Below are 18,831 nucleotides of genomic sequence, written 5' to 3'. Positions count from 1 at the left end.
CCGAGGCGAGCGACGCCGGCTACCCGCACGCAGGAGCGGATGTACCTCCACCCACGGGTCGTGACGGTTTTGCTTGCCGGACCGTCCCCGGCTTCACCACTTCTCCACGGCATGAATTGAGCCCAAACCGATGTCCACTTCCAGCCTGCCGGTGCTCTGGATCTGCGGTCCCCCCGGCTCGGGCAAGTCCTCTGCACGTGGTCCCTGTTCGAGAGGGTCGCCGGCGAAGGGGTAGCTGTGGCCTACCTCGACATCGACCAACTCGGGATGCTCTACCCCGAGTCAGCCGATGATCCGGACCGCTTTCGCCTCAAGACCGAAGCGCTGAACGCGCTCATCCCGAACTACCTTGCCTCGGGTGCCCGGGCGCTGATTATGTCCGGGGTTGTCGACCTTGAGGCTCCAGCCGACTTGGCTGAGAGGTACCCGAACGCTCAACTGAGGTTCTGCCTTCTCAAGACGGCAGAGGCCACGTTGCGTCAGCGGATCCTGGCGCGTGGCTGGGACCCAGAGGATGCAGACCACGTGGTGGCCGACGCCGCGACCGTGGCCAAGGCGGGGTTCTTGGACGCCTCGATCGACACCACCGGGGCGAGCATCGAGGAAGTGGTCGAACGTGTTCGTCCGCTGTTGTCGACCATCGCATCAAGCGTCCCAGATGCCGCGCAGACCCTCACCCCGTCAGCGGAGCAGGCAGGCCTCATCGTGCTCACCGGCGCCCGCGCCGTCGGGACGTCGACGGTCGGCTTCGAGCTGGCGCGGTCCCAGTGGGACAGCGGGGTCACCACCGGATTCGCTGACCTCGACCACCTCGCTTTCCTCAGAACCGGCGACGCGGACCTCCGTGCAGAGCGCGCGCTGGGGGTGGCGAATGTGGCGGCACTGCATGAACTCTTCCTTAGACACGGTGCTGCGCGAGTCATCGTCAGCTCGCACCTGGGTGGCACTTTGCGCCACGACGTAGTGCGGATGGCCGCGCCGGGGGCCTTAGTGAGGGTCGTCCGGCTCAGGGCCGACGACGAAACCATCGCTGGGCATGTGCGTCAGCGGACTTCGGGAAGTGGGGCCAGACTGGCTGGCGACGACTTGGCTGGAGCCTCGCCGACTCGACAGGTTGACGTCATTCAGCAGGCCCGCTCACTGCAGGAGATGCTCGACGCCGGGGCTGACGAGGACATTCTCATCGATGTGAGCAGACGCTCCATCGACTCAGTGATCCAGGAGATTGCGGATGTGGTCCTGTCTGTCGACCTGCCCGGCCAAACCTCCGGCCCACAACCTCCGGGCGAGGTCATCTTCCAGCATCCCCTGGCGTACTGACCTCCCACTACCGGACGGCGAGGTCGACCATGTGGTGTGCAGCTTGGCGCTCACACATGTGAGCGACCTCCGGCCGTTCTTCGCCGAGGCCGCGCGGGTCATGCGGCCGGGTGGGCACCTGCTCCTGGTGGACACGCGTGGCCACTTCACCGGTTCGAGGCGATAGCCGCTGGTGCAGACGTCGCCCGACGGCCGTGTCGGACACATGCCCGGCTACAGCCACGGCCTTGACGACTACCTTCGTGCTGCGCTGCCACACTGCACACCGCACGCCGCGCTAGCTTCCGCATCGCGTACCTCATCGCAGAGAACGTCACCATCGTGGCCATCGACCACCGAGCTGATGTCTACCGGCCCGGCTGACGATCGCCACCATCTTCCCAGCGCAGTCACGTCCGGTCAGGGCCTGGTCCGGGCCTGGCAGCTCGATCCCGATGGCGACGGCCGGTCCGACAGGGTCGTGCAGACGACGACCCCAACCACCCCGGGGCTGAGGAGCGGGTGCGGCAGGATGGGGTCAAGAACCGCGGGGTAGGCCTCTTACGGTTCAGAAGGTTGAGGGTTCGAATCCTTCGGGCGCACGCCGTGTTGAGACAGACGACTGGGGCCCTGACCTGCGGAGAAGCGGGAGGGGCCCTACTCGTTCCCGGGGTCTTGCGAGGGCCGCCCCGCGAACCTCAGCGACGCGGCCCTACCGGCGCGTGCGGCAGAGGTGACTACCCGTCGTTGCACCATGGATGTCGCACGGCTGCTCGTCCACCTCGGCTACTGCGTGATGGCGGTGTTCACGACCTCCGGCGGCACGGCACTCACGACATCCGACACGAGCACCGACATGGTGCCCGTCGACTGCGGTGAGGTGGTGCGCTCATCGATGAGCTCGGCGGTCTTGGGGTCGAAGAACAGCGACGCGACGACACCTGGGCGGTTGGAGTCGTCGACGAAGTCGAACTCCGTGGCCGGTCGTCCCCGGGTGTCGTCGGTGGCTGACCCCAGGCTCACGTGGTCGGTCCGGGCCAGCACGGACATCATCGCCGCGCGCAACCGAGCCGAGGCGTTGTGGTCACGCAGCAGGTCGCCGATGGCCACGAAAACGGCCTCGTCGGTGGAGTTCGACCCACTGACGTTCTTGCGCAGGAAGCGGTTGAGCTCATCAGGGTCGGTCGGGAGCGACACCACATAGCTCACGCTCGACTGGTCGGCTGGGAAGAACAAGATCTCGTTGACGACGCCCGCACTGGTGTCCCGCCGCCAGAACCGCCCATCATGGGCGGTCCACTGCTCATAGGTCATAGGTCCCCCGGAGGCCTCGTTGCCCTCCTGGACCCCCGTCCGCAGCTCCTGGGTGACAGAGTGAACGAACTGGCCCGGACCGGCGGCGTCGGTTGCTGAACTCGTCGCCACGCGGGCCAGACGGTGGAGCGCCTCCGCCGCTGCCGGGCTGGCCGCACCCGGTGACCCGTGGGGCAGCAGGACCGGCACGACCACCCCGGCCGCCACCGCCGCCGCCACCAGCGCGGAACAGGCGACGAAACGGCTCCGCCGCGATCGTGGCGGGTGGATGCGTCGGCGCACGAGCCTTACGCCCTCGTCGTCGCGGATCCGTTGAGCCAGCTGGGCACGCTCCTCCGCCGGCCAGAGCCGCTCCAGCTGGTCGGCGTCCGGCCGAAGGGTCCTCAGCTGGTCCACGATGTCGATGCTCATGCGCGTGCCTCTCGGGTGAGTCGAAGGGAAGGGATCGCATCACCTGAGTGTCGGTGACGGGACAAGCGCTCGAGCCGATCGCGGGCACGGTGCAGTCGGGCGTCGAAGGCGTTGCGCGAACAGCCAGCGACCCGGGCCGCATCGGCCGCGGTGAGGCCGTCCCACGCGATCAACAGGATGGCCTCACGCTCGGCGTCCGTCAGCTCGGCGAGAGCGGCCAGCATGCTGGCCCGGTCGACTGCGAGCTCCTCGGCCGGCTGAGCAGTAGCGGTGGTCCCGTGCCCAGCCGCGGCGGCCAACCTCCGCTCCAGCTGCCCGCGTCGGGTGGCCGAGCGCCGGCTGTTGGCCAGGGTGTTGCGTGCGACGACCAGGAGCCAGGCCAGTGGCTCGGCGGGCAGCTGGTCCATCCGCCGCCAGGCGACGAGGAAGACGTCGGAAACGACGTCCTGGGCCGACTCCGGGTCGGTGTGCCGTAGAGCGTATGCATGCACCAGGCTTGCACAGCTGTCGAAGACGTCCTGGAAACGCCGTTCGGCGCTCGTCGATGTGCTCACACCAGGTAATGTCCGGCAACCCGCTCGTTCTGACGGCGACGGCGCACCGATTTGGCCGGGCAGTGACGCCGACCCGGACACGTCGACCACTGGGCGCGGGCAAACGCCGACCTTGAGGTGATCGCCTGAGGAGAGTGGGCGGTGACCGCGGCACCTCGGGTGCCGGCGTCCCGGCATACCTATGCGTCAGCGGTCCGTTCCCGACTTCCGCTCATGCCGTGCCCTCGCCGCTTGCTCGGTCAGCGGGTCTGGTGCGCTGAGCGGCCGCGGTGCGAAAGGTCTTGCGGGTGAGCCAGCAGACCTATGGTCGCCGACGACGAGTGCGACGTCACTCGTCCATCGCTGCTTCCGCTGCAGGTCGATCGACCGGGCACTCGGCCGGTCCGCGTCTCAGACATCGCGTCCCCGTCGAAGCAGCCTGGAGAAGGCCGTTCATCCACCCCGTTTCCTACGCTGGCATGTTCGCCCAGGGGGCCAGGAAGGGGGCGCTGGCAGGCATGATCGGAGACCGCCGAGCGTTCCGAGGTGCGTTGCAGACCAGCTCGGCCTCCATGCACAGGACGACTAAAAACCGACCGGGTTGACCGGTTCGGCATACCAGAGCTGGTCGACGGAGCCGACGCCCACTTGGCCCTGTGCGTTTGCGCCCCAACACAGGACGCCGGAGATGGTCGAGACGGCGCACGTGTGCTCGCCGCCGGCCGCGAACTGGACGGCGCCATGGATGGCGTCGCCGATCGAGATGACGGCCACCGGCACGGTGGACAGGGCGGTGGTGCCGTCGCCCAGCTCCCCACTTCCGTTGGAACCCCAACACATCGCGCCACCGGTGGTCAAGGCAGCGCAGGCGTGGTCATATCCCGAGGACAGCATGGCGACGTCGGTCAGCCCCGACACCGGCACCGGCACGCTCGAGGTGGTCATGGTCCCGTCTCCGAGCTGGCCGTGATCGTTGGCCCCCCAGCAGAAGGCACGACCGTCGCCGGTTGCGGCGCAGCTGTAGGCGAAGCCGCTGGTGACCGACACGACGTTCGGAGGAAGTCCAGGAACCGTCTGGGGGGTCGGCGCGACGGTGCGACCCGTAGACCCGGGCTGCCCGAAGTAGCCGAGCCCCCAGCAGCGCACCGAGCCCGTCGTCATCGTGGCGCAGGCGAACGAGTTCCCCGCGGAGATGCCAACTGCGCCACCGTCCAGACCGCTGACCGCGACAGCAGTGGAGCTGTTACGCAGCTGCCCGTCGCCCAGCTGGCCCCAACCGCCCAACCCCCAGCACTGCACCGCGCCCGAGGTGAGCAGGGCGCAGGAGAAGGAGTCACCCATGGCCACCTGAGCCACTCCGGTGGTCAGTCCGGTGACCGGCACCGCCACCGCCGACGACAAGGTGGTGCCATTGCCGAGGGAGCCGAACCTGTTGTCACCCCAGCATCGTGCGGCGCCGTCGACCGTGACGGCGCACGCGCCCACACTGCCCGCGGAGACCTGACGAATGCCCGGCGCCGTCCCGGCCGCTGCCACCGGTGTGGAGGACGAGGACGTCACGTCGTTGCCTAGTGGGCCGGTTCCCCAGCACCACAGTGAGCCGTCCTGGGTAACGGCGCAGCTGTACCGCCCGCCGGACGAAACCTGCGTCGCCACGGCCGGGATCGGGGAGGGGCCGGCCACGGTGAAGCCGTCGGTGTCGACGACGAGGTTGATCGACCCGGTCGAGCGATTGTCGAGAACGACGCGGCCATCCGCCCCGACGGGCACCATGATGAGGCCCGACACCGTTTGCCCGGCCTGGAAGTTGATACTCGAGGTCGACGGCCGCGGTCGTCCGCTGGTGTATGCCGTGAGGTATCCCGGCCGCTGGGCGCCGACGACGGTAACGGCCAGCACGGCAGCGTCGATGCCGCTGGCTGGGAGCCCCGCCGCTCCGGCGACCGTCAGCGTCAGCGACGAGCCGGCGGGGACTGCCGCCGCCGGTCGCCCCGGGGCTGGCCTGCGGGTGTCGAACAACCGTGGCCCGGACACGGGCCTGTAGGTGCCGGCGCCCGTCGGCAGGCCTGCGCGGACGTATCCGACGACGTCCACAAGGAGGAACACCGACCCCGAGGAACCGTTCTGGAAGAAGGCCTGCGTGTAGATGTCGACGGGGACGACGACGAGGTTCGACACCGTCTGCCCGGCACCGAAACTGAGGTCCGAACGCGCCGGGTGAGCGCCGATGTCGGCCCAAGCCGCCAGCCATCCGGCTTGGCTGGGACGGGTAGCGGTCAGGTTGACGACGACGGCGGCGACGCCGAACGTCGGAACCCCGTGACCACTCAGATAGAACTGAGTGCCCATGCCGCCGTAGAACGCTCCACGTATGCCGCCGGTCCCGTCGCGGGTGTCGACCGCCCGCCACGGGGGCACCGACTGATAGGACCCGCGCGTCGTGGGCGTGCCTGCGAGGGTGTAGCCGGTCACGTCGGCCAGCACCTGCACAGAGCCGGGAGAACCGTTGTGAATCACCACGCGGCCGTCGGCGCCGACCGGGACGAGGGCAAGGTTGGCCACCGTGGCACCCGCATCGAAGTTGAGACTGGACGTGCCGGGTCGCGCAGTCCGCGACGCGTAGACGGACAGGTAGCCCGCGGCGCTGGCCCCGACCGCCGTGAGGTTCATCGCGACCACGGCGATCCCGGACAAGGGGATCCCTTGCTGTCCAGCGACCACGACCACGAGATCGCCGAACGCCGGAACCGGCCCCCCGTTGGTGCGGGTGTCAATGACCCGGGCCGGCCCGATCGGTACGAAAGCCCCGGGCAGAACCGCGGCCGCGCCGGAGAGGCCAGCCGTTCGTACCGCTGCCTGCTGCCTCGACACGCCGGGAGCCGCGCTGGCCGCGGACGGCAAGATCAACCCACTGGCCAGGCTGACAGCAACCACCATCGCCAGCCACACACTTCGACGCATCGGTCCCCCATCGCTGTCCCGCTCGACAATGCGCCGGTCCGGCGACAACGGTCGTGCACAGCGTCCCACGCACGGCCAGTCCTGTCTGCCGATCCCGAAGGCATCCCGTCGGCAACAGCGGGTGATCTCGGGAATGCGCCGAGCAGCAGAATCGACAGAGTCCCGGCAGTGCTCGGGTCGTCCTTCTGCATTCAGCGACGGGGTCGGACCGCGAGGTAGACGGTGTTGGTCGACTCCCCACCCGTGAGCGGGTTGGGGAACGGGACCACGTGCGCGTCGGCGTGCTCGAACGCGTCGGCCATCCGCAGGATCACCTCGGGTTCGGGCGGCTCGTCGGACCACAGCGCGAACGCCCCGCCGTCGGTGATCATCGCGGCGACCCGTGCGAACCCCTCGACCGTGTAGAGGTCACCGTGGTCGTCGCGGAGCAGCCAGTCGGGCGCATGGTCGATGTCGAGCAGCACCGCGTCGTAGGTCCGGTCGGCGCGCCCCGCGCGGACGACGTCGAAGAAGTCGTCGAGCAGCAGCCGCACCCGCGGGTCCGCGGCCAGTCGCTCGGTGTCGGGCAGCAGGTCGCGCTCGTGCCACGAGATGACGAGCGGCAGGGCCTCGATCACGGTCAGCTCGGCGACCCGGTCGTCCTCGAGAGCGGCCACCGCGGTGTAGCCGAGTCCGAGGCCGCCGACCAGGACGGCGAGTGAGGTGCCGGCGACGGCCGCGAGGCCGATCCGGGCCAGCTCGCGCTCTCCGGTGGTGAACTGGCTGGACATGAGGAAGTCGTCCCCGAGCTTGACCTCGTGCACGTCGCGCTCCGTGACGGAGTCCCAGCGCCGACGAAGGCTGATGACACCCCATGGCGTGTCGCCCCAGTCGAGCTCCTCGATCTTCATCCGCCGAGACTAGTTCGGTCCGTCGCGGACGACCGTGGGGCTCCAGCCCGTATGCCGGGTGACTGGGCGGGGTATGCGGCCACGCCGGCGACCACTACGGGCCTGAGATTCGGGTGGCCCGGGGCAGCCGGGGCACGTGCAGGTGCCTTTGCCGGGCGACCGCATCTGCCACGCGGTGAGCGTCCTTCGCAAACAATAAGGACGCCAGCCCGGCGGCCTCCGACACGGCGTCGGGCAGTCCGGTGCGCAGCCGCTCCACCCGCTTCAGGGCGTCCTCAGGACCCAGGCCGAGAGCTGTCCCGACATCGACCCAGTCGTCGACCGTGACGTCACGGACCTCCCAGCTCGCACCGACCTTTTATCGAGCTGCGCACAGCCTCACCACGTCTGAGATACGGCGCATAGCTGGCGGAGTCGTAGAGGGGGGCCAAGGCAACTCGCGGACCACGCAGAAGCAGCGAGTAGTTCTTCGCGTGAGCATCCGATCCGCCGACGAGGACGTTGAACGCGAACGCCTCGAAGAATGCGGTTCGCACCAGATCACGATCGGCGAGACCCAGCGTGGCGAGCAGGGTGGCGACGTCCTTGACGCTCGGGCCCCCGTCGGCCCGGTACTTCTTCGATGACGGGTAGCTCATCGCCTGGAGCAGGTCCTCCTGGTGCAGGCGCAGCCAGGCCCCGGCAGGGTCGCGGCGCCGGTCATACCGGGTCGAGACCAGGGTCTTGGCCCCGCCGAAGTCGGCGAGATCTACGTGCGCGACCCGCAGGCCGAGCAACCCCGCAGCGCGGACGCAGACGAACTCGTTGACGTGCAGGTCGGCAAACCGGGTCCCGACGCTGGTCGGCTTGAGGACGTGGGTGGTAGGTGTCGAGTCGTTCGGAACGCCCCATACCCCGTCGTCCAGGCGGTGCAGGGCGACCTTGTTCTGCGCGCCGGCCAGGCTCCACCGGCCCGAGCCCGTGCCGACCTGCCAGCCCTGGTCGCCCACAGTGAGGGCCAGCAGCATGTCGCGGACCTCACCCTCGGAGCGGCGGCGGACATCGCCGCTGCGTTCCGCCGCGTCCGGGGGGTCGACATCGACGGGGAGCACCTGGACCGCCCCGGCGGCGTCGCGCCCGACCTGGCGCAGCAGCGAACGGGTTGCGCGCCGACACCTGGAAGCGGCGCCCCCACTCCTCTCGCACGGCCAGGTTGTCCGGCAACAGGCCCTCCAGCCATGCGGAGACAACCCGGTTGCCGTGCCGCCGCGCGCTCAACGGCATCGAGAGGGACAGTGGGGTCGGGCTGGGGCGGGAGGCGTAGTCGGCGTCATAGGTGAAGGAGAGAGTTCCACCAGGGCGCTGCTCCAGCTGCCCGGCGCGAACGCCATCGAGGGAGACGTCCAGCAGGGTCATCGGGGGTCACCGAAGAGGTCAGCGAAGGGGTCGTCGTCGCCACCCGGTTGCGGCACCGCCTCCAGTGCGACAGCCACACCGAGGGCGGCCAAGGTGTCGAGGACCTTGCGGAGCTCGGCAATTGTCGCGTTGCCGGGACAAAACTCAATGCCCGCTCTGTCGTCCCACGGGGATTGTCGTATCTTGGTCGCCCTCTTCGTCGCACGGGTGAGGGGCTACCCACGAGGGGGCCGCCACGCATACGGGAGATGTCACACATGCCGCATCCACAGCCTGTCGCCCACCGTCTCTACGACCTCACCGAGCCGATCTCCCTGGTCAACTTCTTCTGTCCCGAGCCCAACGACGCGATGGCGGCGCTCGGCTTCCGCACCTACTGGGACGGCTACTTCGCGGGACGCTCGGCGCCGCTCGGCCGGGTCCCGGCCGAGGTGGTCCACGCGGCCTTCTACAGCTTCGCCGACGGCGAGGTGGCCCGCCACATCCCCCATGTCTGGGACACGACAACACCCGAGGCCGCGCACGCCGCACGCGAGCAGGGCTGCGTGGCGGCGCTGCGGCGGATCCTCGGCGACCTCGTCGAGACTCCCGGGCTCGCGCGAGCCGCCGAGCTCCTCGCCCGGGCGTCGACCAGCGCCCCGACCGAGGGACGGGTCATGTATGCCGCGCTGCGCACCCTTCCGATGCCCGACGAGCCGGTGGCCCGACTCTGGCACGCGGCCAACATGCTGCGCGAGCACCGCTGCGACGGCCACATCGCGGCCCTGGTCGGCGAGCAGATCGGCGGGACCGAGGCCCACGTGCTCACCGCCCTCGCCAGTGGCATCTACCCGGCGGAGTCCTTCGGCCGGATCCACCACCTGCCCGTGGCTCGCCTGGCCGCAGTCATGGACGGCCTGCGCGACCGCGGCCTCCTCGACGCCGCCGGCCGCTTCACCGACGCCGGGCGCGCGACCAAGGACCGGATCGAGTCCCTGACCGACGCCCTCGCCGAAGCCCCCTACGAGGGGCTGCAGCCGCTCGAGCTCGATGAGCTGATCACTATGCTCGAGCCCATCTCCGGACGGCTCGAAGCCACCGGCTCGCAGTAGGACGCGGGCGGCCGTCCGTCGGCCAACTCCGGTGGGGCCCTCACCGGTCAGAAGGTGAAGGCCTCCTCGTGGAGGTGGCGGAGGGGAAGGCCGGCCTCCGCGAGACCCGCGCGTAGCGCGGCGGACATGGCGGGCGAGGCGCAGAGGTAGACGTCACGCTCGGCGAGGTCCGGCACGAGACGCAGCAGGTTCTGTCCGGTCATCTGCAGCTCGGGCGAGGACGACGGCCCGATGAGCCACAGCACCTCGGCGCCGCGCAGCCGGGCGAGGTGCTCGAGCTCGCTGCGGAAGATGACGTCCTGGGGCCGGGAGGTCCGGTAGATCAGCGTGAGGGCACCGCCGGTCATCTCGAGGGTCTCGAACATGGCCCGCATCGGGGTGATGCCGACCCCTCCGGCGATGAGCAGGACCGAGCCCCGGGTCCGGCGCCGGGCCGTCATGGCTCCCGACGGACCCTCGGCGAAGACCCTTGTGCCCGGGGTCAGGGTCTGGATGCGGGTGCTCCCGCCGCCGAGGGCCTTGACGGTGATCCGGAGGAAGTCGCCGTGCCGGGGCGCCGACAGGGAGAACGGGTGGGCGGTCCTCCAGAGCCCGGAGCTCAGGAAGCGCCAGCGGAAGAACTGTCCGGGCTCGGCCCCGAGTTCGTCGAGGTGTCGCCCGCTCATGATGACGCTGACGACACCAGGCGCCTCCGGGACCACCGCCTCGACCCGCAACCGGTGGCGCCAGGCGTTCTCCAACGGCAGGAGGAGGCGGAACCGCACGACGAGGGCGAGGGCGTAGACGTGCATCAACGTCCAGGCCACCTGCAGCGCGGGATGCCCCGCCAGGTTGGGACCGGCGAGCTCGTGGATGAACGACAAGGAGATCGCCACATAGGTCAGCAGATGGACCCCGTGCCACGCCTCGTGGGACACCCGGCGCCGGGCCGCGCGGATGGAGACGCCGGCGATGGCGAAGAACAGCAGCGTCCCCAACGTGGCTGCCAGGAGGCCGGGGAGGCCGAGAACGGCGACGAGGGCCGTGACGAGGTTCTCCTGGCGCGTCTGGGCCCAGGCCCCTAGCGCGGCGCCGGCGTGCACGCATACCAGGATGAGGAAGAGTCGACCCCCCTTGCTGTGCCACCGGGTCAGCACGTCGGACCCCACGTGACGCTCGAGGAGGGGAGCGCGCGACATGAGGACGACCATGACCGCGCTGAGGTAGCCGGCCAGCATCCCGGCGACGTGAGCGAGCAGGCCGGCGTCCAGCGGAAGTGGGAGAGGCGCCCCCACGAGCGAAAGAGCAGCTGCCACAACGGCGCCCACCCAGAAGGAGGCGAGGGTGCGGTCGGAGCCGGGCGAGCGGCTCATCGCCCGCCACCGCCGCCCTGTCCGGGCTCGCCCTGACCGCTGCCGCCTCTGACTCCGCCGCCCCCTCCGACTTGGCCCACGTCGGCCTGACCGCGCCCCCCGTCGAACGGCCCTGCGGCAGTAGACGTCTGGTCCCCAGCGACGGGAGCGGCCGCGGCTGCGGACACGACGACCGAAGCCACGGGCGAGACGGCAGCCCCGTGCAGTCCGACGTCGACACCGATGACGGTGGCCAGCACGAACACGGCGCCCGTGATCAGCAGCTGGCCCCGCCGCCATACCGACTTCTTCGACGCGGCCTGGCTCATGAACTCACCCGATGGGCGTGGGGCTGTCTCATGCCGAGCAGCGTGGAGCCCTTCTCACCTGCCCGCGCTGTGACCGGAGTCGGCCGCGCCTGTGCGTGGGAGGGCTCGCGCAGTGGATCTCTCACCACCCTCGCCGAAGGCCGTGAGGGGAACCTTACGGACGCGCAACGGCGAGGACATTTCGCCCGCCCCACGGTTGGTCTGTGGCGTCCTCCTTCCAGACACGCGTTTTGCGCAGGTCCTGGGGCTCCGACGTCGGCCCAACTGCGTAAAACGTGTGCTGGGAACGGGGAAGGGTTCACGTGAGCGCCGGTCCACTTGGCTGGGCGAAGCCAAGGCGGAGCCACACGAGCGGCACAAGAAGTGCACAGCGGCGCGGATGAGCCTGTTAGCAACGACATTCGCCACCAGCAGGGGATGAGCCGCATGACCACCGACCAGCCGCAGGGTCCCGACGAGGTCCAGCCGGAGAGGACGACACCGCCTGCTTCCGACCACTCCGGTCACGACGGTCACGACGGTCACGGCCGTCGCGGCCGTCGCGGCCGGCGCCGCGTCGTGGTGCTGGCGGCTGCAACGGCCCTCGCGGTCGCTGCGGTCACCGGTGGCGGCGTCGCTCTCGCGAACCGGTCCGCACAGGCGGCTCAGCAGACGACCGCGTCGGGGGCGACGTCGGGCACGACGACCCTGCCGAACGGGTTGACCGCCGGCCGCGGCCCTCGCGGCATACAGCCCGGCACCTCGGGCAGCGGGACCGACGCCAACGGCTATCCGCTGGACCCCGGCTCCGGGGGTGGGACGGCGCAGGGCTCGACGGGCACCCGGTCCGGCACGACGAACGCCGCGACGTCGGCCGCCACCGCCGCCCAGGAGGTCGGCCTCGTCGAGATCACCTCCGAGCTGACCACCGGCGAAGCGGCCGGCACGGGCATGATCCTCTCCTCGACCGGCGAGGTCGTCACGAACCACCACGTCGTCGCGGGGGCCACCTCGATCAAGGTCACCGTGGCCTCGACCGGCGCCACCTACACCGCCCGTTTCGTCGGCGCGAACGCCACGACCGACGTCGCCGTCCTGCAGCTCGTCGACGCCTCCGGCCTCACCCCGGTCCAGCTCGACGCGACGGGAGCCGCGGTCGGCGAGACCGTGACCGCGGTCGGCAACGCGGGCGGCACCGGGTCCCTCACGGCGGCGCCCGGCACGGTCACGGCCGAGAGCCAGGCCATCACCGTCCAGGGTGACGACGGCACCGCGAGCAGGTTGACCGGGCTCATCGAGCTCGCCTCCGACATCGTGCCCGGTGATTCCGGTGGTGCGGTTGTCGATGCGGCCGGCAAGGTCGTGGCGATGAACGTCGCGGCGTCCAGCGGCACGAGCACCGTCACCGGCTATGCCATCCCCATCAGCACCGTCATGTCGGTCGTGAACGCCGTCGAGGCGGGTCAGTCCAGCGCGACCGTCACGCTCGGCTACGGCGGATACCTCGGGATCGGTCTCACGTCGAGCTCCTCGGCCACGGTCTACGGCGTCGTCCGCGGTGGCCCAGCCGCAGCGGCCGGCCTCGTCGGTGGGGACACCATCACCGCCATCGGCGGCACGGCGGTCACGACCGCCGATGACGTCCACGCGGCGGTCGCCGCCCACCATGCCGGCGACAAGGTCACGGTCACCTGGACCACCCGGGCCGGGTCGACGCGGTTCGCCACCGTCACCCTCGGTGAGGCCCCGATCGCCTGACCCCGGACGGAGGGGGCCCAGCGGGAGGAAGGTCGGGAAGAGCGGGCAGGCGGGCGGAGTAGATGGAGTAGCCGTCCACGTAGCGCACCACGGCCGTGGCGATGACCGTCGCCACGATCATCGGGACCATCAGGCCGAAGCCGCTGTGGGTCAGCTCCAGCACCAGCGCGAGGCCGGTGACGGGGGCCTGCATGGAGCACCCGATCATGGCGGCGGCACCGACCATCGCGAAGGCGCCGACGGGGGTGCCGGGCCACCAGTGGGACCAGATCATCCCCAGGGCGGCCCCGAGCACGGCTCCGCTGCTCATCACGGGCGTGAACAGGCCCCCTGATGCGCCGCTGGCGAGGCAGAGGGCCGTTACCGCCGGTTTGAGCACGGCGAGAGCGAGCAGCAGGACGAGGTCGCCGTTGCCGAGGAAGACGTCGTGGGCCATGTCCTTTCCGTTGCCGAAGAGCTGCGGGTAGGCCAGCCCGACGATCCCGAGGAGGCCGAACGCCACCAGGGGGGCGAACAGGCTGGGGATCCCGGTGAGGCGATGGTGCGACAGCCACCCGATCGCGCGGATGTAGACCGCGGCAGCGACGCCGAGGACCGGTCCGGCGACGAGCGTCCAGACCAGGATCGATGCCGTGACGTGGTAATCCGTCACCCCCTGGTAGGTGGCCTGGTTCGGCAGATACACCCAGGCCGTCGCGGTTGCGATGCCGGTGCAGGCCAGCGCGGGCAGCATCGTGGCGATCGACACGGAGCCGATGAGGATCTCCGCGGTGAAGAACGCGCCCCCGAGGGGGACGTTGTAGACGGCCGCGAGACCAGCGCCTCCGCCGCAGGCGATCAGCAGCCGCAGCTGGGCGGGGGACAGGCCGAACCACCTCCCGAGCAGGCCGCCCGAGACCCCGCCCATGGTCTTCGGGGCCGCCTCCCGTCCGAGGGAGACGCCCATCCCGATGACGATCTCCGAGATCACGCCGGTGCCCAGCGACCGGCGCAGCGACAGCTCGCCGGTCCGGGACCAGAGGACGTCGTCCAGCTCGGACTTCCGTCCGGGGGTGTAGCGGCGCAGGAGGTACCAGGCCACGCCACCGAAGACCCCGGCCAGCAGCAACGACGTCATCCGGCGCAGCCCTGATGCCGCTTCGACACCCGACTGGAAGGTGCCGCCGACATACCCGAACGCCGCCGACTCGACGTGGAACAGGAGCGCCATCAGGCCGGCGCCGAACAGCCCGGTCGCGACACCGGTCAGACCCAGCGCGACCCAGAACCGGGGGCTCAGCGCAGTGGCGCCGTCGTCCGAGGCGTTGGGCTGTTCCATCGCGCCGCGCCCCGAGGGAAGCCGACGCCGCAGCAGCGGTTGCGGCTGCCGCCGCCGGTTGCTCGACCGGTCTCGGGTCACGTCGACAAACTAGCGTCTCGGAGCTGCGTGAGGCTCGCCCTCGTCAGGCTCGGTGAGCACCGCGAGTGGGCCGCCTGCCGAACCCCTTCCCTTCCGAGGCCGCCCGTGCCACAGTCTGCTTCGAGGCCACGGGGAGACATCCCCGCGACCAGGCATCAGTGTCTGGAGGAATTCCGTGCGTCGTTCCCGATTTGCCCTCGTCCCGGCTGCCCTGGCCCTTGTCGTGGGGGGCTACCTGCCGACACTGCCTGCCGCGTCGGCCTCGCCCCCGAAGGACGACACCCCGACCCTGCTGACCCCCAAGGGGGAGCGGGACAACGGTTCGGACGAGCTGGGCTTCGACAAGCTCCGCGATGCCTATTACTCCAGCCGGTTGCTCTCCGGTGACAAACAGCTCACCGTCAACGAGGCCGCCGCACTGCGAGCGGCCGCCGGAGACAAGGCGAAGGCCGTCCCGAACGTCACCACCAAGGGCGCGGCCCGTGGCGGCACCTGGACCAGCCAGGGTCCCGACCCGCTCGTGCAGGTCGCTCGCACGACCAACACCTTCGCCGCGATGAGCGGGCGCATCGGCGCCCTCGCGATACGCAACGACGGCACGATCATCCTCGGGGCCGCCCAGGGTGGGGTCTGGACCTACGACCAGAGCGCCGGGACGTGGACCTCCCGGACCACGGACACCAACACGCAGTCCGTCGGCGCCCTCGCCCTGGCGCCGAGCAACGACAACATCGTCTACCTCGGCACGGGTGAAGCCTCCCTCTCGGGCGACGCCTACTACGGGACGGGCATCTTCCGCAGCACCAACGGCGGCGTCACCTGGACCCACGTCTCCACCCGGTTCACCGGTCAGTCGACCAGCTCGATCGTGGTCGACCCGACCAACCCCGACCACCTGTATGCCGCGACCATCCGCGGACGCGGTGGCGACCACCGCACGACGGCCCCGACGAGCACACCCTACGGGGTCTACGAGTCCACTGACGGAGGCCGCAACTGGGTGCTCCGCAAGGGGACGACCAACCAGATCCACGGCGCGACCGACCTCGTCATGGACCCCCGCGACCCCTCGAAGCTGTGGGCCTCGTTCTGGGGCGACGGCATCTACAAGAGCGCCGACGGCGGCCGGACCTGGGTGAGCGCCCTCGGCAACCTCCCCGCGGGCCAGTTCGTCCAGGGCGGCACCAGGTTCTCCCTCGGCATCTCCCACCCCGCCGGCAAGCCGGCCACCCTTTACACCGGCTTCGACTACTTCGACCTGGCCAGCACCTACCACCCGAGTGTCATCTTCAAGAGCATCGACGGGGGCAGCACGTGGGCGAGCGCCAGCGGTGCGCCCGCGACCGGACCCGACTCGGTCGTCGGCTACTGCGGCACCCAGTGCTTCTACGACAACGTCATCAAGCCCGATCCCACCAACCCGGACATCGTCTACGCCCTCGGCCTCTACGGCTACGCCAACTCCCCCCAGTCCGGCGGCATCTACCGCTCCACCGACGGGGGAGCCAACTGGATCAGCCTCGGCTACGACCTCCACCCGGACTACCACGCCATCGCGATCCAGGCCAACGATCCCACTCACATCGCCATCGGCAACGACGGTGGAGTGTGGCAGTCGGCGAACCGCGGCGGGCGAGACGTGGCCGGAGCGCCGCTGTCCACGGCGACGTGGGAGGACCTCAACGGCACCGTCGACCCCACCACTGCCGCCCTGGTCCACTCCACCGGCCTGGCGATCGCCCAGTTCACCTCCGCGGCGACCGTCCCCCTGATCGCGGGCCAGTACTGGGGTGGGACCCAGGACAACGGGACCCTGCGCAAGTCCGTCACCAACTCCCGGTGGTTCGACCAGGCGAGCGGCGACGGCGGACAGGTCATCGTCGACCAGACGACCCCCAACACCCTCAACCCCACCGTCCCGGCCTGGGTGTTCGGCAGCTACTTCAGCATCAGCCCCTACCGCTACGACCCGGCCCACACCAATACCTTCTTCGGCAACCAGACCATCGACGGGGGGATCGACAAGACCGACCGTGCGGAGTTCTACGTCCCCTGGACGTCGAACCGCGCCAACCCCAACCAGATGTTCCTCGGCACCTACCGCCTCTACCGCACCAACAACGCCGAGACCCCCGCCGCCGGCGACGTCCACTGGGACGCCATCAGCGGTGACCTCACCAAGGGCTGCACCGGGGCCGCTCCCAACGGCGCCCGCGGCTGCCTCATCTCGGCGGTGGGGGTCGCCGACGGCGGCGACGGCGCGTGGGTCGGCACCGACGACGGGGTCGTCAGCGTCAGTCCCGATGCGGTGACCGCGGCCGTCCCCACGTGGTCGCGCGTCGGCTCCTCGGTCCTGCCCAACCGTCCCGTCGACCAGATCGCCGTCGACAAGTCGAACTGGCGCATCGCCTACCTCGGCTACGGCGGCTTCTCCGCCGCGACCCCCAGCCGCGTCGGGCACGTCTACAGCACCACCGACGGCGGCAAGACGTTCACCGACGTATCGGGCAACCTGCCTGATGTCCCGGTGAACACGCTCGTCATCGACCCCTCCAACTCGCGCACGATCTACGTCGGCACCGACGTCGGCACCTTCGTCTCCACCAACGCCGGGTTCAGCTACCAGCGACTCGGCGCCGGGATCCCTCAGGTCGCCACCTGGCAGCTCGACTACGACGCCACCAACGGCGTCCTGCTCGCCGGGACCCACGGCCGCGGCGCCTACACCCTCCAGAACCGTGACGCCTCAGCGGCGCTCGTCGTCTCGAGCGCCGACGCCGGTATGCCGGTCGGTCCCGGCAGCAGCATCGCCTACACCGTCACCCTCAAGAACATCGGCAATGCCGCCGCGACCGGCGTGACCATCCGCGACCAGCTGCCCGACGGGACGTTCTTCCAGAGCGCCAACCGCGGTGGCAGCCTCCGGGGCAGCACCATCACCTGGACGGGACTGAACGTCCCGGCGGGTGGGTCCACGCAGGTCACCTTCCGGGTCCAGGTCAAACCCTCCGCGACCCGGAGCACGATCGTCAACGACGGCATCGTCGTCACCTCCGCACAGGGAGTCGGCACCACCGGAAGTCCCCACACCACCGTGATCTCACCGTCGCACGCCGTCAGCGTCGCACCCGCGCAGCAGAGCGGCGGCGCCAAGGTAGGCGCCTCCGTGACCTACCTGACGACCGTGACGAACCTTGGCTACCAAGCCGATACGTTCTCCCTCACCTCGTCCTCGACCTGGCCGGTCACGACCTACGATGCGTCCTGCACGACCCCGATGACCACGACAGCACGGATCGCCCCCGGGGCCTCAGCCACCATCTGCGCCAAGGTCGCCGTCCCTGCCACCGCAGCCGACGACTCGCGCTCGCCCTCCACGCTCACTGTCACGTCCACCGCCGCGCCGGCCGTCACAGGATCGGTCTCCCTCACCTCGATCGCCGTCGCGAGCGACACGCTGCTCGTCGACGGTGACGGCAACAACCCCGATGTCGCCGCGAGGTACCAGGCCGCGATCGGCGCCCGGCCCCACGGCTACTGGGACCTCGCCGCCGACGCCGCCCTCCCGCAGTCCTACCTCACCGCCCACAAGAACGTCATCTGGTGGACCGGCAACACCTATCCCGGTCCGGTGACTCCCTACGAGTCGGAGCTCAAGGCTCTCCTCGACGGTGGCGGGCGGTTGATGCTGTCCGGCCAGGACATCCTCGACCAGGCAGCGGGGACAACCACTTTCGTCCATGACTACCTCCATGTCGCCTGGGACGGGAGCGAGACCCAGAACGACAAGCCCACCGCATCGGTCGCCGGTGTCACCGGCAACCCCGTCACCAACGGTCTGTCCGGGGTGATCGACCACACCGTCCTCAACGCCACCTTCGAGGACCGGGTCACGCCCATCGACCCCGCGACCGCCGCGTTCACCGACGACTCCGGGGCGTCGGACGCCCTGACCGTCAGCACCACGGGCTACAAGGTGTTCTTCCTCGCGTTCCCCGTGGAGGCCTACGGCTCCGACGCGCAGCGGGCCACGCTCGTCGGCTCGGCACTGACCTGGTTCGACCAGCCCTGATCCGTCGCGAGGCACCTCACCCGGCCTACCTGCGCCGAGGTCGTGGTCTGGCGCTGAGGTCGTGGTGTG

General features: G+C 70.0%; 14 protein-coding genes. 5 read left to right on the top strand and 9 right to left on the bottom strand.

The genetic code is table 11. From position 1 onward, the window contains the following. Positions 1 to 237: 237 nt before the first annotated feature. Positions 238 to 1,320 carry a hypothetical protein gene (locus tag Q0R63_RS09100; RefSeq protein WP_295696566.1) on the top strand — a complete coding sequence of 361 codons (1,083 nt, stop codon included), beginning with the start codon at positions 238 to 240 and terminating at the stop codon, positions 1,318 to 1,320. Further along, positions 1,232 to 1,486, top strand: a complete 255-nt coding sequence (locus Q0R63_RS24565; protein WP_366521096.1) for a class I SAM-dependent methyltransferase — start codon at positions 1,232 to 1,234, stop codon at positions 1,484 to 1,486. The genes Q0R63_RS09100 and Q0R63_RS24565 overlap by 89 nt, the downstream gene beginning before the upstream one ends. A 599-nt stretch (positions 1,487 to 2,085) precedes the next feature. Here the strand turns inward: Q0R63_RS24565 and Q0R63_RS09095 are convergent. From Q0R63_RS09095 to Q0R63_RS09070, 6 genes are all read right to left on the bottom strand, one after another. Further along, complete coding sequence (locus Q0R63_RS09095) at positions 2,086 to 3,024, bottom strand: CU044_5270 family protein (RefSeq protein WP_295696564.1); 939 nt, start codon at positions 3,022 to 3,024, stop codon at positions 2,086 to 2,088. Beyond that, positions 3,021 to 3,578 carry a sigma-70 family RNA polymerase sigma factor gene (locus tag Q0R63_RS09090; protein ID WP_295696562.1) on the bottom strand — a complete coding sequence of 186 codons (558 nt, stop codon included), beginning with the start codon at positions 3,576 to 3,578 and terminating at the stop codon, positions 3,021 to 3,023. Before Q0R63_RS09090 ends, Q0R63_RS09095 begins: the two co-directional genes overlap by 4 nt. A 564-nt stretch (positions 3,579 to 4,142) precedes the next feature. Beyond that, positions 4,143 to 6,251 carry a hypothetical protein gene (locus Q0R63_RS09085; RefSeq protein WP_295696560.1) on the bottom strand — a complete coding sequence of 703 codons (2,109 nt, stop codon included), beginning with the start codon at positions 6,249 to 6,251 and terminating at the stop codon, positions 4,143 to 4,145. 458 nt (positions 6,252 to 6,709) lie between these two features. Further along, positions 6,710 to 7,408 carry a spermidine synthase gene (locus tag Q0R63_RS09080; protein ID WP_295696558.1) on the bottom strand — a complete coding sequence of 233 codons (699 nt, stop codon included), beginning with the start codon at positions 7,406 to 7,408 and terminating at the stop codon, positions 6,710 to 6,712. Positions 7,409 to 7,737: 329 nt separating this feature from the next. Next, positions 7,738 to 8,499, bottom strand: coding sequence for a HipA domain-containing protein (locus Q0R63_RS09075; RefSeq protein WP_295696556.1), 762 nt, complete (start codon positions 8,497 to 8,499; stop codon positions 7,738 to 7,740). Further along, positions 8,426 to 8,803, bottom strand: coding sequence for a HipA N-terminal domain-containing protein (locus Q0R63_RS09070; RefSeq protein ID WP_295696554.1), 378 nt, complete (start codon positions 8,801 to 8,803; stop codon positions 8,426 to 8,428). The genes Q0R63_RS09075 and Q0R63_RS09070 overlap by 74 nt, the downstream gene beginning before the upstream one ends. Positions 8,804 to 9,060: 257 nt before the next feature. Between Q0R63_RS09070 and Q0R63_RS09065 the strand changes: the two genes are divergently transcribed. After that, a complete protein-coding gene (locus Q0R63_RS09065; RefSeq protein ID WP_295696551.1) occupies positions 9,061 to 9,894 on the top strand; it encodes a hypothetical protein in 834 nt (277 codons plus the stop codon). A gap of 47 nt (positions 9,895 to 9,941) precedes the next feature. Here the strand turns inward: Q0R63_RS09065 and Q0R63_RS09060 are convergent, their stop codons facing one another. Together Q0R63_RS09060 and Q0R63_RS09055 are read right to left on the bottom strand one after the other, a co-directional pair. After that, positions 9,942 to 11,246: a ferredoxin reductase family protein gene (locus Q0R63_RS09060; protein ID WP_295696549.1), complete on the bottom strand. Its 1,305-nt coding sequence runs from the start codon at positions 11,244 to 11,246 to the stop codon at positions 9,942 to 9,944. Beyond that, positions 11,243 to 11,554 (bottom strand): hypothetical protein, encoded by a 312-nt coding sequence (locus Q0R63_RS09055; RefSeq protein WP_295696547.1) that lies wholly within the window; start codon positions 11,552 to 11,554, stop codon positions 11,243 to 11,245. The genes Q0R63_RS09060 and Q0R63_RS09055 overlap by 4 nt, the downstream gene beginning before the upstream one ends. A gap of 426 nt (positions 11,555 to 11,980) precedes the next feature. Here Q0R63_RS09055 and Q0R63_RS09050 point away from each other — a divergent pair, with 426 nt between their 5' ends. After that, a complete protein-coding gene (locus Q0R63_RS09050; RefSeq protein WP_295696545.1) occupies positions 11,981 to 13,291 on the top strand; it encodes a trypsin-like peptidase domain-containing protein in 1,311 nt (436 codons plus the stop codon). Here Q0R63_RS09050 and Q0R63_RS09045 read toward each other — a convergent pair. Continuing rightward, positions 13,263 to 14,690 (bottom strand): chloride channel protein, encoded by a 1,428-nt coding sequence (locus tag Q0R63_RS09045; RefSeq protein ID WP_295696543.1) that lies wholly within the window; start codon positions 14,688 to 14,690, stop codon positions 13,263 to 13,265. The two genes, Q0R63_RS09050 and Q0R63_RS09045, sit on opposite strands and share 29 nt — an antisense overlap. Before the next feature lie 175 nt (positions 14,691 to 14,865). Between Q0R63_RS09045 and Q0R63_RS09040 the strand changes: the two genes are divergently transcribed. Continuing rightward, entirely contained in the window at positions 14,866 to 18,762 is a 3,897-nt protein-coding gene (locus tag Q0R63_RS09040; protein ID WP_295696540.1) for a hypothetical protein, read from the top strand. Positions 18,763 to 18,831 lie beyond the last annotated feature (69 nt).

The organism is Lapillicoccus sp., from assembly GCF_025353065.1.
Classification (GTDB): Bacteria; Actinomycetota; Actinomycetes; order Actinomycetales; family Dermatophilaceae; genus Lapillicoccus.
Note: the sequence above shows the minus strand (reverse complement) of the source record. Positions and strands in the feature narration are given on the sequence as shown.

Bases quoted from the DNA above. Each gene is read 5' to 3' on its own strand.
- Q0R63_RS09080 (WP_295696558.1), bottom strand. From the start codon at position 7,408: ATGAAGATCGAGGAGCTCGACTGGGGCGACACGCCATGGGGTGTCATC.
- Q0R63_RS09070 (WP_295696554.1), bottom strand. From the start codon at position 8,803: ATGACCCTGCTGGACGTCTCCCTCGATGGCGTTCGCGCCGGGCAGCTG.
- Q0R63_RS09050 (WP_295696545.1), top strand. From the start codon at position 11,981: ATGACCACCGACCAGCCGCAGGGTCCCGACGAGGTCCAGCCGGAGAGG.
- Q0R63_RS09055 (WP_295696547.1), bottom strand. From the start codon at position 11,554: ATGAGCCAGGCCGCGTCGAAGAAGTCGGTATGGCGGCGGGGCCAGCTG.
- Q0R63_RS09065 (WP_295696551.1), top strand. From the start codon at position 9,061: ATGCCGCATCCACAGCCTGTCGCCCACCGTCTCTACGACCTCACCGAG.
- Q0R63_RS09095 (WP_295696564.1), bottom strand. From the start codon at position 3,024: ATGAGCATCGACATCGTGGACCAGCTGAGGACCCTTCGGCCGGACGCC.
- Q0R63_RS24565 (WP_366521096.1), top strand. From the start codon at position 1,232: ATGTGGTCCTGTCTGTCGACCTGCCCGGCCAAACCTCCGGCCCACAAC.
- Q0R63_RS09060 (WP_295696549.1), bottom strand. From the start codon at position 11,246: ATGAGCCGCTCGCCCGGCTCCGACCGCACCCTCGCCTCCTTCTGGGTG.